Genomic DNA, 13,910 nt, shown 5'->3' with positions numbered 1-13,910 from the left:
GATCGGCTCCGCTTGCGGCGCGAATTCGTCGCCTGCCTCGAGCCCTACAGCAGAAAGCTCCCGACGAGCGCGACGACGAAGAGCGCTCCGAGGACGCCGAGTAGCTTGGAGCGGTAGCCCGGCCCATCGCCGGCGGTCGGGGTTCCGAAGACCACGCCGAGGAGTCCGACGACGGCCACGATCAGTACCGCGACGGCGTAGACCGAGTACAGGAGGCTCGCCATGGGCGCCATTCCGCATCCGATCACGTAAACCCCAGCCCGGCAAGGCGAGGGTCCGACGCTGGCACTCGAGGGGGGACGGACGAAAAGGGGCCGGATCGGGGGTTAGCCGTCGCTGGTGCCGTCCTCCCCGTCACCGGGGTCGCCGCGCTCGTCCCGTTCGGTTGGTTCGCCGCCGTCGGATCGCGCCGTTCCGCCGGGGTCGCCGCCGTCGGCGGCCGTCCCCGAGGGCTGTCGTTCCCGCTCCCGTTCCCGTCGCTGGCGCAGGTACCGCGCCCGCAACACGTTGCCGTACATCGAGAGCACGAGGCCGAGCAGCAACACGAAGATGCCGGCGTTGATCCCGATCGTCCGGAGGACGCTTCCCTCGCCGAACACCAGCCTGTCGGGGACCGGATAGCCGCCGTACTCGAGGCTCGCCATCATCACGCTGACGATCCCGACGACAGCCAGTACGGCCGTCACGTTCATCGCCCACCCCCAGGAGGGGCGGCGGCGGAGCCGTTCGATCCCGGTCGTCTCGTACTCGTCGGGGTCGTCGTGGAAGTTCGGCGTCTGGTCTTTCGGGAGGAACGCCTTCATCTCGACCGGGTAGAACGCGGGGTGGAGCCCGTGCTCGAACGTGTGGAACATCACGCCCATCAGCATGATGATCCCGAGCAGACCGTGGAACGCCACGAACGCCATCGCGGCCGACTGGGAGTTGTAGGCGTCGATCAGCCAGGTCTTGCGCCAGATGAGCAACCCGGTGATCATCAACAGGATCAGCTCCACGGTGAAGATCCAGATGACGCCTTTCCCGATGTAGGATATCAGCGGCGTCTCTTCGGCCTTGAACCCCGCGAACTGGCGTGCCGCGGGGTGGCGCTCGTCGGCCATCCCGAGGGCGAACTTGACGTCCTGGAGGAACGCCCACAGGTCGTCCGGGCTGGGGAGGATCGCACTGAAGTTCCCCCTACTCGAGGATCGGAGCAGCATGAACGGAACCCAGAACCCGGTGAGGGCGATCAGCGCGAAGCCGGCCGCCCGGTGGATCGAGAGCACCCCCTCGTTGCCGCCCATCAGTTCCACCAGCCACCACAGTTCGGTGTTGAACGCGATGGCGTACCCCGTAAAGAACAGGACGAACACGGTCAGCGCCAGCAGCGAGTGGAAGGTCGTGGTGACCCGCGAGAACTTGCCGTGATCGAGGTTGGTCACGGGCGATCACCCCCGCGCTCTCGACCGTCGCCGCGGTCGTCGCTTCGGGTCCGGTCCCCGCCGTCCGTCGCCGCCGCGGCCTCCTGCGTACGCGTTCCGCCCGGCGGTTGCATCCGCGCGCCGAGCCGCCGGAACGCCGCCCAGTGGATGAACACCATCAGGAGGATGAAGATCCCCATGACGACGTCCGCGAGGTGGACGAGCACGATCAGCCACTCGAGGACGGCTTCGGTGTTGCCGGCGACCCAGTCGGCCCCGATCCCACCGCCCTCGACGGAGGGGCGGATCCGCAGGATCTCCTCGAAGAAAGGGGCCCATCCGGAGACGAACGCGATGGAGCCGGCCGCAAGCGCCAGGCCGATCAGCGCGCTGATCCAGAACGCGATGCGATCGGAGCGACCGCCGGACGCGGCGTCGGCGTGGTCGGGTTCGCGCTCGGGTTCCGGTCGTTCGTCCGACTCCGGCGTCGACTCGTCCGTCTCGGGTCGTGACTCTCCCTGTTCCGGTGATCGTTCCTCGCCGCGGCCGCCGTCGGGCCGTTGCCCGTCGGTCCGGTCGTCGGCGCTCGAGGCGTCCCCGGGTGCGTCGTCCGCGGCGTCCGCCGTGCGGTCGCGGTCGTCGGGCGGTCGATCGTCGCTCATCCCGCATCACCCGACTCGAAGAACTGCGCTTCCTCCTCGCCGAAGATGATCTCCATCGCCTCCCGGTTGAAGAACGGCTGGCTGTCCCGGGACTCGAGTTCGTCCGCGATCTCGCCCGCGCCGCCGACCAGGATCGCGTCGGTGGCACACTCCTCGGCGCAGGCCGGCCCTTTCCCGACGTCCTGTCGCTGGCGGCAGCCGGTACACTTGTCCATGATGCCGCCGGTGCCGAAGATCTGGGCCGACCCGTCGTCGCTGTCGGGGAACTGCGGCGCGCCGAACGGACAGCCCGACAGGCAGTACTGACAGCCGACACAGAGGTCCTCGTGGACGGTCACGAACTCGTCGTCCTCCTTCTGGAGGGCGTTCGTCGGGCAGACCGAGACGCAGGGGGCGTTGTGGCAGTGGTAACACTGCATCGGCAGGCTCGTCTCGCCGGGGTTCTCGCCGGCCTCGAGGCGACCGGTCTTGTCGGCGTTTTCGCCCTGCGGGCCGGCGGTCCCCTCGGCCATGGTCATGATGTCGATGCGCTGATTGTCGATCTCGCGGTCCCAGGTGCGTTTACAGGCGACGACACAGCCGCCACAGTCGATACAGGCCTCGACGTCGGGGAAGATCCGCATCCCCTCCCCCGTGCTCATCACGCCCTGGCTCATCACCTGTCCGGTCCGGTCGCTCCGTTCTTGGGTCATAGTCGTTCGCCTCCTTCGTACAGATCCCACTCGCGGACGTCGTACTGCTTCTGCGTGCCGAGCCCGTTCCGGTCCTGCGGGTAATCGATGAACTCCATGTCGTGGGCGTCGACGACCTCCTGGGTCGCCTTCTGGACGTGGACGACGCCCGACTTCGTCTCCTGCATCTGGGTCTCGGCGTCGAACCCGCTCGGCGTGATGATGTTCGCGCTCTCGCCGATCGCGAGCGGTTCGGTGCCGTCGGGCCAGTTCGGACTCCGGTCCTCGCCGTGGAAGACGCCGCCCCAGTGGTACGGCAGGAAGATCTCCTCGTCGTTGACGCGGTTGGTCACCTTCGCCTTGACGAGGATCGTCCCCTTATCCGCGGACTCGACGACGACGTGGTCCTCGCCCCCGACGACGTCCAACTCCTCGGCCAGGTTCGGGCTGATCTCCGCGTACATGTGGGGCTGGCGGTCGGCGGTGTACTCGTTGTTCCGCGTCTCGGCGCCGCCGCCCTGATGTTCGACCTGCCGGCCGGAGGTGAGGATCACCGTCCGGCCGCTCTCGGTGTCGCTGCCGAGTTCCGTGTGGACGGCCTCGGTCGCCCGCTGCTGGACCGTGGCGTTGTTCTGGTCGAGCCGCCAGAAGTTGTTCTGCTCGCCGTTGGCCGGCCACTCCTCGACGAGGTCCGGCCGGGGGCTCTCGACGGGTTCGCGGTGGACCGGGACCGTATCGAGGAAGTTCCAGACGACGGCCCGCGCCTTGCCGCGTCCGGTCGGCGGATCCGGTTGCGGGTTGTCGTACTCCTCGTACTCGGAGGGATCGACCTCGATCTCGTCGCCGTACTCCTCGTCGACGGCCTGTGCCGCGTCGTACACCGACTCCTCCTCGTCGAGGGCCATCTCGACCGGGGTCGTCTGCGTCGACGGGTTCGTCAGGTCGTCCGGCAGCAACGTCGCGTAGCCCGGATACGACGGGACGCCCTCGATCTCACGGTCGTCCCACCACGGCGCCTCGAACGAATCGGCGATCAGGTCGAGGCCCTCCTCTCCCCGCTGATCGTAGGTCTCCTGCATCGGGTACTCCTGGTCGACGTTCATCTCCTCCCACTCGTCGGGCGTCGGGGCCTGCGTCCCCCAGTTCTCCCGGAAGTCGTGGCCGCCGTCGCGGGGGTCGGCCTCCTTCGTCCAGATGATCGGCGAGCCGGGGTGGTCGTCGCCCCAGTAGGGCCAGGGCAGCGACCAGTAGTCGCCGTCGACGGGCGTCCCCGTGTTCTCGGCCCGCAGATCGTCGGTGTTGAACGCCCAGTCGTACTCGTGGTGTTGCTGGAGTTTCTCGGGCGATTGCTGGTAGCCGATCGACCGGACGCCGAGGTTGATCTCCCGGAGCGTGTCCTCGTAGGAACTGCGGCCGTTGTGGACCGCCTGCCCGGTCCCCCAGTCGAAGTGTTCGCCGAAGCCCATGTACTGGGCCAGTTCCTGGAAGATCTGGAGGTCCGGCTTCGAGTTGTGTGCCGGCGTCGCGACCGCCTCGCTCCACTGGACCGACCGGTGGGAGTTAGTCACGGACCGCACGTGCTCGTACTGGCTCGAGGCCGGCAACAGGAGGACGTCCGCGTCGTCCGGGAGGGTGCCGGCGACCGCGGGGAAGACGTCGACGACGACCAGCAGGTCGAGTTCCTCCATCGCCTGTTTCATCCGGTCCATCTCGGAGATGGAGTTCGCCGAGTGGCCCCAGAAGAACGCCATCTTCAGCGGATCGGGCTGATAGAGGTCCGACTCGAGCAGGCGATCCTCCTGTCCGAGTGCGGCCTCGTACCAGCGGGCGACGGTCAGCCCCTTCTGGAACATCATCGACTGCGGGTCCGGTTCCTCGAGTGCCGTCTCCTGGTCGAGGCCGCCGTCCTGGCCCTCCTCCTCGGCCTCTGTTTCGGGTTCCTCGCCCTCGCCCTCCGGATCCGAGTCCTCCTCCTCGACCTGGGCCGGCACCTCGAGACCCTGCCACATCTCGTCGGGCATCCGCTCGAACCGGTCGTACAGTTCCTCGAATGAGGTACTCCCGCTGGTCCAGGGGCTGCGGTCCCAGACGTCGGCCCAGTGCTCCCACGATCCGGGTGCATCGACGCCGTAGTAGCCCGGCAGGATGCTCGCGTCGACGCCCATGTCGGTCGCACCCTGCACGTTCGCGTGGCCGCGCATCACCTGCAGGCCGCCGCCGGACCGGGCCGCGCTCCCGGTCGCGAGGCTGAAGATGGCGTACGCGCGGATGTTCTGGGTCCCGTTGTTGTGCTGGGTGCCGCCCATCGCCCACTCGACCTGGATGTGCGGGCTGTTCTCGACGATCAGGTCGCCGATCTCCTCGAGGTCGCCCTCGTCGATCCAGGTGATATCGGAGACCGTCTCGAGGTCGTACTGGTCGAGTTCGGACTCGACGTCGGGCCACCCCATCACGCGGCCCTCGAGGAACTCGTTGTCGAGTTCGCCCTGCTCGCGAATGTAGTTGAGCAGGCCGAAGACCAGGGCGACGTCCGTCCCCGGCCGGAGGCGGTAGAAGTAGTCGGCGTGGGCCGAGGTCTTCGTGTACCGGGGGTCGATGGAGACGATGGTCCCGCCGCGGGCCTGCCCCTCGAGGATGTGCTGCATCGCGATCGGGTGGGACTCGGCCGGGTTCTGCCCGAGGATGATGAGCAGATCGAAGTTGCGGTAGTCGTTGATCGTGTTCGTCATCGCGCCGAAGCCCCACGTGTTGGCGAGGCCGGTGACGGTCGGCGAGTGACAGATCCGCGCCTGGTGGTCGACGTTGTTCGTCCCCATGAACGCCGCGAACTTGCGGCTGGCGTAGGCAGCCTCGTTCGAGTGGTGGGCGCTCCCCATCAGCATGACGCTCTCGCGGCTGTACTCGTCGATCGTCTCCTCCCACGTGTCCGCGATCTCCTCGTAGGCGTCCTGCCAGGAGACCCGACGCCACTCGCCGTCGACCTTGCGCATCGGGTGTTTCAGTCGCTTGGGCGAGTGCTCGGTCTCGAGGATGCCCGCCCCCTTCGAACAGAGCGAGCCGTTGTTGATCGGGTTCTCGAACCACGGCTCCTGACCGACGAAGGAGTTGCCGTCCTTGACCGCCTTGAAGCCACAGCCGACGGCACAGTAGTTACAGATAACCTTCTCGGTCTCGGTGTCGCTCGAAACGCCGTCGTCCGCGTCCGACTCCTGGGTTCCGCCCAGCGCGTGCCCGGACGCGCCGCCGCCGAGGAACAGCCCTCCCGCGAGGGCGCTGGCTTTCATGAACGAGCGCCGGTCGAGGTCGATGGTGACCGGATCGTCCTGCACGCTCATAACGCGCCCCCGATCGCTACGTCCCGCGTCGTTCGTTCCGACGTGTTATAGAGACCCATACCTAGCGCCAACGTCCGGACCGAGGGTTATGAATATTCACACGGGAAGTGCGTGCAAGGGCTGCAGTAGTAACACGTTATCTACAATTTTCCATGAAATACGCAAAGTAATACGGGATATAAGTTCAACTACGAGTCATTTTCACGTTCGAGTGACACAACGCTATTACATTGCCACGGTATAGCGCAACGAGATGAACGTAGGGAGCTTCGTCTGTTCCTGTGCCGACACGTGCGAGGTCGACCTCGAGGCTGCGCGCGAGGGCATCGAAGGCGTCGACGTCGCGGCGAGTTCGAGCCTGCTCTGTGCCGACGGGTTGCCCGCGATGGAGGAGGTGATCGACGAGTACGACCTGGACGAGGTGATCGTCACCTGCCCCGAAGAAGGCGTCCAGCGGAAACTCGAGCGCGTCGCGGAAGCGCAGGGCGTCCACCCGGACGCAGTCTCGTTCGTCGACCAGCGCGAGGGCGCGGGCTGGGTCCACGACGAGGCGGGCGCGACGGCAAAGACTGCGCGCATGATCAACGCCCGCACGGCCGGCCTCGAAGCCGAGTCGATTCCCCGGACGATCACGAGCGACGCCGGCGACAGCGTCGCGGTCGTCGGCGACCCCGAGACGGCCGCCGCGCTGGCCGACGACGCCGACGTGACGCTGATCGCCGACGGCCGCGAGTACGTCGACAGCGGGGCCGACCTCGGGGACGTCACGATCGAGCGGGGCCGCGTCGTCGGCGTCGACGGCCGCTTCGGCGAGTTCACCGTCCGCCTCGAGTCCCGCGTCACCGAGGACTGCATCTCCTGTATGAAGTGCGTCCACGATGGCCCGGACGGAAAGGTCACCCGCTACCCCGTCGACATCGATCCCGACGCGCCCGACGGCGCGTGGACCGACGTCTGCCCCACCGACGCCATCGAGATGGACGGCGTCGAACGGACCCTCGAGTTCGACCAGATCGTCTACCCGGCCGCCGACCGCCGTACGCGGGGCGGTCGCGTCGGGTTCTACACCGCGCCCATCGACCCGGCGACGATCTCGGCCGTGCGAAAGCACCTCGGCGGGATCGAGAAACCCGCCCACCTCGACCTCGAGATGGACGTCTGCGCCGCGGGCGACTCGAGCCAGATGGGCTGCAACGAGTGCGTCGAGGCCTGCCCTCACGACGCCGTCGAGCGGTCCCGGATCGACGAGGTCGAGTTCCACGAGGACATGTGTCAGAACTGCGGGGCCTGTACCAGTTCCTGTCCGACCGGGGCGACCCGGCTTCGCGAGCCGTCGAACGAGCGCATCGCCCGCGAGGTCGAGGCGCTGTGCCGGCCGACCGACGAGGAGGGCGGCTGGCTGCTGGGCCGGTCCGAGTCGGACGTCGACGCACCGATCGTCGCCTTCGTCTGCTCCGAGGAGGCCGACGACGCGCTCACGGAGTACGGCCGGCTCTCGGCCGCGGGGAAGGTCGACGTCGAGTACCCGCCGATCCTCCCGGTGCGCGTGAACTGTACGGACACCGTCGGCGAGGCCCACGCGATGCACGCGCTCGCCTGCGGGGCCGACGGCGTCGCGATCGTCGGCTGTGGCGGCGACTGCCGACACTCCGGCCCGGAGCCGAAGGCCGACCTCGTCGACCGGCTCAACCGGGCGACCCGGGACCTCGACCTCGGCGAACGGGTCGCGTTCTTCGCGCCCGACGCGGCCGACCCGGGCGCGTTCGTGGAAGCGATCTCGACGTTCGCCGTCGAACTCGAGCCCTCGCCGATCCCCGACGGCGAGCACGAGGCAACCGGGGGGATAGAGACCGATCCCGACCGGGAGAACCCTCCCTTCGACAGCCACGGCTGGACGTTAGAGAGCGTGCGGGCGATCCTCGAGCACGTCGACCCCGACCGCGAGGTGATCCGCGGACTGAAGGACTTCGGCCGGATGGCCGTCGACGACGCCTGCACGTTCACGCCGACGTGTTCGACCATCTGCCCGACCGACGCGATCCGGCGCGACGAGGACGAGGCCGTCCTCGAGTTCAACCACGAACGCTGTGTCAACTGCGGGCTCTGCGAGGAGGGCTGCGTCGAGGACGCCATCACGATGCACGACGGGCTCCACCTCTCCCTGCTGCCGGAACGCAGCGACGGCGAGCCCTGGACCGAGGTCTACGAGGGGGAGATGCGGGAATGTCTCCACTGCGGCGAGCCGTTCGCGAGCGAGGGGACCGCACGGAAGATCGAGGGGGAGGTCGGCGACCGCGTCGCCGGGCTCGTACCGACCGCGTCGGGCAGCGTCTTCGACTACTGCGACGACTGCCGCGCGCAACTGCTGTACGACCGCGGCGAAGCCGGAGGTGAGAGCCGATGAGCGTCGACCAGGAGGCCCTCTACGAGGCGCGGCTCGAGCTGGTGAACTTCCTGATCGACGCGTTCGCCGACGTGCCGAGCCGGGAGTTCGTCGAGACGCTGCTGGACGACGAGATCGCCGTCCCGGACGGGAGCGTCGGCGAGCCGCTCGATCGGGGGTTCGAGCGACTCGAGGCGTTCGTCGCGGACAACGAGGGCCGCGACGTCGAGGCGGTCCGGGACGACCTCGAGCGGGAGTTCACCCGCCTGTTCGTCGGGCCGCGGCCGCCGATCCTCCCCCACGAGACCTACTACCGCGAGGACACCGACTTTCGCGGAGCGGGGCTGGCCGAGGTCGAGGCCAGCTACGGGGCCGCCGGCTGGTCCCCGCCGGAGGACTACCCCGAGGAGAACGATTACGTCGCCGTAGAGCTGGCCTTCCTCCGGAATCTCGTCCGGCGACAAGGCGAGGGCTACGAGGAAACGTTCGGTTACCAGCGGGTCTTCCACCAGGAACACCTCTCGGAGTGGATCGACGACCTCGCGGACGACGTCCGCGAGCGAACGGACGAACCGTTCTACGCAGCGGTCGCCGACGTACTCGAGGGCTACGTCGCGTTCGAGGAGGAGATCGCGACCGGGATGGCCTGAGTCGGGGCTGGTCGCGCCCGGATTACCGCTCGGCCGCCGTCTCCTCGGCCTCGTCGTCCGATTCCTCGTCGTCGACGAACCCGGCGAGCACCTCCTCGGAGAACGAGACCTCCCCGTCGCACTCGCCGTCGTTGACGTAGTGGGGAGCCGTGTGCGTCCAGACCTTCTTGCTGCGCTTCTCGTCGACGCCGGCGGTCGTCTCCCAGTTCGTGTGACCCATGGTGTACGTGTGAGCCGCTCGCACGGAAATAGTTGGTTGACGGTTCGCCCGTATTTCATCCCCGGCGACTGGTTCGATCCGCTCGAGCCGGCGCTACCGACCGGGACGGGGGTCGTCCGGCGTCGATTCCGCCGCGTCGCCCCCGTCCTCGAGGAACGCCCGCGCGAACAGGTCGACGTGCATCTCGAGGACCGCCGCGGGGTCGACGCCGTGTGCGTTGGCCTGGCGCTCGAGGAACGCGGCGAGGTCGTCGCTCGGCTCGTGGCGGATCGTCCCGCCGTCGACGTCGACCTCGAAGGTGACGTCGGTCTCGCCGGCCACGAGGTGTTCGATCTCGAGCAGCGCCTGTTCGGCCTTGACCTCGAGGGCGTCCTCGACGTCCATGAGGCGGTCGTCGCCCCACTCGGCCGCGGCATCACGGAACCGGTCGCTGACGGAGATGGCGATCGGCGACGTCATCCCGGCGCGGCACCTCCGTCGGTCGCGCTCGAGCGGCGTGGTTCGTCCCGCAGCGGGCGGGACCGGCGAGTCGCCGGTTCGGGGCCTGGATCAGCGGCCATCGAGAATCACTCCTCCGGCGGCCACTCCGCCGGCGCGGGATCCGGCTCGCCGAGTTCGGCGAACGCGACGAGGACGAGCGCCAGGAACGCGCCCATCACGATCAGGCCCATCAGTCCGCCGAATCCGTGCTGGCCGACCCAGCTACCGGGCGTGACCCCACGCATCTGGCTGACGATCTGAACCCCGACGACGCCGGTCCACACCGCCGCGAACAGGAGGCCGAACGCGACCAGGGGGTTGTGCTCGACTGCGGTTCGAAATCCCATGGGCTCCCTACTCCGACCTCCCTGAAAACGATCGGCGTTACCGTTGCAACCCCGACCGTCTCGAGGCGGACCGGCGACCCGGTACGCATCAGGTGAGGATCTCCGCGCTCTCCGGGGAGAGTTCGACCGAGACGTCCTGGCGCGTCTGATCGGCGATCTGGTCGAGGTTGCGCGTCAGCACCTCGAGGATGTCCTCGGGTTCGGGATAGACGAGGACGTTGTCGTCGTCGTCCTCCATGACGAGTTGCGTGTCGTTGATCTCTACCTGGTTCTCGCGGATACTCGCGACGTAGACCGACAGCGCCTCCGCGCCGCCGCTGTCGCCCTCCTCGACCATCGTCACGTACAGCGAGTCGATCTCGATCAGGTCCTTGTACTCCCGGATCGTCCGGGCACATTCGACCATGTCGTTCGTCACCGCCGTCTTCCGCGGATTGCCGTGGTCCCCCTCGTAGCAGTGCTTGCAGACCCGGAGCTCCATTCGCATGTGGTCCGCTACCAGAAAACCGCTGATAAGGGTTCGCCCGGAAGGAGCACCCTATCGGTCCCCGACGGTCCGGACGGATCGCTGCCGTCCCCCTCGATGCCCCGACAGCCCGGACGAACCGACGCCGCGAACGCGATCAGACGTGTTCGTCCAGGAAGTCGGCGATCTCGGAGTAGGCCTCGATGCGGTTCTCCAGCTTCGAGAAGCCGTGGCCCTCGTCCTCGAAGATCAACTTGCGTACGGGGACGCCCTGCTTCTCTGCCTGCTCGGCGATCTGCTCGGCCTCGCCGACCGGCACCCGGGGGTCGTTCTCGCCGTGGAGGACGAACAGCGGGGCCTCGATGTTCTCGACGTTGTTCGTCGGCGAGATCTCCTCCAGGAACTCGCGGTCGTCCTCGAGGCTGCCGTACTCGGCCTCGCGGAGTTCCCGGCGCCAGTCGCCGGTGTTCTCGAGGAAGGTGACGAAGTTGGCGATGCCGACGACGTCGATGCCGGCCGCCCAGAGGTCCGGATACTCGGTCAGCGCGGCGAGCACCATGAACCCGCCGTAGGAGCCCCCCTTCGCGGCGATCCGGTCGGGGTCGATCGCGGGGTGATCCCCCAACCACTCGACGCAGGCCTCGATGTCCGCGACCGAGTCCATCCGGTTCTCGACGTCGTCGAGCGCGGCGTAGTCGGCGCCGTAGCCCGAGGAGCCGCGAACGTTCGGTTCGAAGTAGGCGTAGCCACGGTCGAGGAAGTACTGCTTGACGCTCGAGAACGAGGGTCGGCGCTGGCTCTCGGGGCCGCCGTGGATGTCGACGATGACGGGCGCGCCGTCGCTCCCGTTCCAGGCGGGGTCGTCCGGAAGCGTGAGGAAGCCGGGCACCTCCAACCCGTCGAAGCTCTCGACGTGGACCAGTTCCGACTCGTCGAAGGTTTCCGGCGGAATGCCCGCGGTCGGCGCGTCGGTCCAGCGTTCGGTCTCGCCGGTCTCGATATCGACGACGAAGACGTTCGTGTTGACCGTATCGCCCGTCGTCGACACCGCGAACCGTTCGGCGCCTGGGTCGAAACTCACGCCGCCGGAGACGCCACCCGGCAGGTCCGGTTGGGGGAACGTCTCGAACGCAGTCGGGTCGTCGGCGTCGAACTCGCCGACGGTCAACTCGGTGTACCCCTCGACGTTCCGCGAGTAGACGAACCGCCCCGTCTCGTCGTCCAGCGCGATGCCGTCGACGTTCCACCCGTCCCCCTCGACGACCGTCTCGAGGGTCTTCGTCTCGAGGTCGAGATAGGCGAGATAGAGCGTGTCCGCGTCGCCGTGGTCCGTAACGAGGTAGATCCCCTCGCCGTCGGGCGCCCAACTGGCGCTCTGATACCGGACGTCGCCGTCGTGGGGCGTGAGGTGCTCGAGTTCCTCCGTCTCGAGGTCGAGCACGTACAGGTCCTGATCGAAGTTGGAGTACGCCTGCGAGACCAGCAGCCGGGAGTCGTCGGGGCTCCAGCCTGCAAGCGAGAGCCAGCCGTCGCCTTCGTAGACCAGTTCGGCGTCAGCGGGAGACGACGTCTCTCGAGCAGACGGGCTCCCCCCGTCGACGTCGCCCGTCTCGTCCCGTCGCTGTACGTAGATGTCGAAGACGGACTCGTCGCGGCGGTTCGAGGCGAACGCGAACCGGTCGCCGTCGTGGCTCCAGCCGCCCCAGCGGTGTTTGGCCTCGGGCTTCGCCGTCAGGTTCTCGATCTCGCCCGTGTCGGCGTCGAGCCGGTAGAGCTGGGCGCGCTCGTTGCCGCCCTCGTCCATCCCGAAGATCAGTTCCGGCCGCTCGGGCGACCACGAGGCGAACGATACCGCGTCCTCGTAGAAGGTCCGCTGCTCGGGCCACTCGCGGGGGCCCTCGAGCGTCCAGACCTGGGCCGTCCCGGTCGTGTTCATCAGGAACGAGAGTCGATCGCCGTCCGGCCCGAACGACGCGCCGTAGGCGCTGCGAACGTTGAGGTACCGCTCGATGGCGTACGGTCCGGCGGCGTCGCCGCTCGACTCGGAATCGACGTCGTCGGCCTCGGAAGGCGAACTCATACCCGGTCCCTATCGACTCGAGGAGGTAGTCGTTTGGGTTCCGGCGGTTCGGACCGTCGCCGTCCGCTCGCCGATATCGACCGATACGGCGGTGTAGTCCGGACCTACATCCGTCGACGGTGATCGGTCTCCGCTGTGGGGCGACGCTACTCGAGTCGGCGGCGAACGGTTGCCGGCGGTCGCCGAGCCATTGCTGTGCTTAACAAAGCCCTCCCGGGGCACAGTCCGGACCGATGGGAAACGCCAACGCAGCCCTGGAAACGCGCGACGTGGCGACGGTGCTGGTGACGGTGGTCGTCGTTCTGTTCGCGTTCGGCGCGACGGTTGCGGTGGTCGGACCCGAGTTCGCAAGCACCGATCCGACCGCGTCGACGGACGGAGACGTCGAGCAGATCGGCGCGGACGACCCGGCCGGCGACGCCGGGTCGCCCGCGACGAACGAGAGCGGCTTCGACGACCCCGATTCCGAGAGTGACGACGAAGAAAGCGACGAGGACGCCGGAGGTGGCGAGGACTCGAGTTCGGACGATGACGTCGACGATGCCGACGCTGACGGCGAGAACAGCGAGGGACCGTCTGACGACGAACGGGACGGTGATGAGGAAGACGAGAGAGGGGACGAAGCCGATGACGAGGACGAGCAGGAGGAAACTGAAGCCGAGGATGAAGACGAAGACGAACGCGAGGACGAGGACGAGGACGAAGACGATCGTGAAGACGAGGATGAAAACGAGCGGGAGGACGAGGATGAAAACGAAGACGAACGCGAGGACGAGGACGAGGACGAAGACGAAAACGACGCCAACACCGTCGACGAAACCGATTCGACGCCCGAATCAACCGAGGGAGACGACGGCGACGAGGACGACGGCATAGAGTCCGTCTTCGACGACCTCGATTCTATCGTCGACGACGTTCTCGAGGAGGCGGAACAGGACGACTAACCCTCCCCACCCCCGGCCCAGCCGAAAATTCCGTCCGTGCTGTCCGCGAAGTAATATCGCATCGATCACCGTTCGCGCTCGCTGCAAGGCCTTCGAGTGATCGTAAGCGAGGTCGCGTCCTCGAGCAGGGATTCTATCACGGATTTCCAGGCCGTCCGCCGACATGTAACGGTACTAAACGACGGTCCGGATCGTTTCATCTCGTCCAATCCAAACTTGGGAGTGAGCTTTCTCGTGCTTTTCCTTTCTATTGAAATAACACTGTACAAAAC

General features: G+C 67.4%; 13 protein-coding genes. 3 read left to right on the top strand and 10 right to left on the bottom strand.

Annotated features, from left to right (window positions below; translation table 11 throughout):
• Nucleotides 1–44: 44 nt before the first annotated feature.
• The 5 genes from BM113_RS02915 to BM113_RS02895 all read right to left on the bottom strand — a co-directional run bounded on the left by BM113_RS02915 (nucleotide 45) and on the right by BM113_RS02895 (nucleotide 6,068).
• Nucleotides 45–224 carry a hypothetical protein gene (locus BM113_RS02915; RefSeq protein ID WP_089785171.1) on the bottom strand — a complete coding sequence of 60 codons (180 nt, stop codon included), beginning with the start codon at nucleotides 222–224 and terminating at the stop codon, nucleotides 45–47.
• A 102-nt stretch (nucleotides 225–326) separates the two neighbouring features.
• Entirely contained in the window at nucleotides 327–1,421 is a 1,095-nt protein-coding gene (locus BM113_RS02910; RefSeq protein ID WP_089785170.1) for a cytochrome b/b6 domain-containing protein, read from the bottom strand.
• Nucleotides 1,418–2,062, bottom strand: a complete 645-nt coding sequence (locus BM113_RS02905; protein WP_089785168.1) for a hypothetical protein — start codon at nucleotides 2,060–2,062, stop codon at nucleotides 1,418–1,420. Before BM113_RS02905 ends, BM113_RS02910 begins: the two co-directional genes overlap by 4 nt.
• A complete protein-coding gene (locus BM113_RS02900; protein ID WP_089785166.1) occupies nucleotides 2,059–2,754 on the bottom strand; it encodes a 4Fe-4S dicluster domain-containing protein in 696 nt (231 codons plus the stop codon). Before BM113_RS02900 ends, BM113_RS02905 begins: the two co-directional genes overlap by 4 nt.
• Entirely contained in the window at nucleotides 2,751–6,068 is a 3,318-nt protein-coding gene (locus BM113_RS02895; protein WP_089785165.1) for a molybdopterin-dependent oxidoreductase, read from the bottom strand. The genes BM113_RS02900 and BM113_RS02895 overlap by 4 nt, the downstream gene beginning before the upstream one ends.
• A 253-nt stretch (nucleotides 6,069–6,321) precedes the next feature.
• Here BM113_RS02895 and BM113_RS02890 point away from each other — a divergent pair, with 253 nt between their 5' ends.
• Both BM113_RS02890 and BM113_RS02885 read left to right on the top strand, forming a co-directional pair.
• On the top strand, nucleotides 6,322–8,472 hold the full coding sequence (locus tag BM113_RS02890) for a hydrogenase iron-sulfur subunit (RefSeq protein WP_089785163.1): 2,151 nt from the start codon (nucleotides 6,322–6,324) through the stop codon (nucleotides 8,470–8,472).
• The gene (locus BM113_RS02885; RefSeq protein ID WP_089785162.1) at nucleotides 8,469–9,101 is read left to right on the top strand and encodes a TorD/DmsD family molecular chaperone; all 633 of its coding nucleotides are present in this window, start codon (nucleotides 8,469–8,471) and stop codon (nucleotides 9,099–9,101) included. Before BM113_RS02890 ends, BM113_RS02885 begins: the two co-directional genes overlap by 4 nt.
• A gap of 22 nt (nucleotides 9,102–9,123) precedes the next feature.
• Here BM113_RS02885 and BM113_RS02880 read toward each other — a convergent pair whose 3' ends face one another.
• The 5 genes from BM113_RS02880 to BM113_RS02860 all read right to left on the bottom strand — a co-directional run bounded on the left by BM113_RS02880 (nucleotide 9,124) and on the right by BM113_RS02860 (nucleotide 12,694).
• A complete protein-coding gene (locus BM113_RS02880) occupies nucleotides 9,124–9,321 on the bottom strand; it encodes a hypothetical protein (RefSeq protein WP_089785160.1) in 198 nt (65 codons plus the stop codon).
• Between the two features lie 93 nt (nucleotides 9,322–9,414).
• Nucleotides 9,415–9,780 carry a hypothetical protein gene (locus BM113_RS02875; protein WP_089785159.1) on the bottom strand — a complete coding sequence of 122 codons (366 nt, stop codon included), beginning with the start codon at nucleotides 9,778–9,780 and terminating at the stop codon, nucleotides 9,415–9,417.
• Between the two features lie 107 nt (nucleotides 9,781–9,887).
• Entirely contained in the window at nucleotides 9,888–10,148 is a 261-nt protein-coding gene (locus BM113_RS02870) for a hypothetical protein (protein WP_089785158.1), read from the bottom strand.
• A gap of 88 nt (nucleotides 10,149–10,236) precedes the next feature.
• Complete coding sequence (locus tag BM113_RS02865) at nucleotides 10,237–10,635, bottom strand: hypothetical protein (protein ID WP_089785156.1); 399 nt, start codon at nucleotides 10,633–10,635, stop codon at nucleotides 10,237–10,239.
• 136 nt (nucleotides 10,636–10,771) lie between these two features.
• Nucleotides 10,772–12,694 (bottom strand): S9 family peptidase, encoded by a 1,923-nt coding sequence (locus BM113_RS02860; RefSeq protein WP_089785154.1) that lies wholly within the window; start codon nucleotides 12,692–12,694, stop codon nucleotides 10,772–10,774.
• A gap of 233 nt (nucleotides 12,695–12,927) precedes the next feature.
• On the opposite strand from BM113_RS02860, the gene BM113_RS02855 reads away from it, so the two are divergent.
• Entirely contained in the window at nucleotides 12,928–13,638 is a 711-nt protein-coding gene (locus BM113_RS02855) for a hypothetical protein (RefSeq protein WP_089785152.1), read from the top strand.
• Nucleotides 13,639–13,910: the final 272 nt, after the last annotated feature.

This window comes from Natronobacterium haloterrestre (genome assembly GCF_900112205.1).
GTDB lineage: Archaea > Halobacteriota > Halobacteria > Halobacteriales > Natrialbaceae > Natronobacterium > Natronobacterium haloterrestre.
Note: the sequence above shows the minus strand (reverse complement) of the source record. Positions and strands in the feature narration are given on the sequence as shown.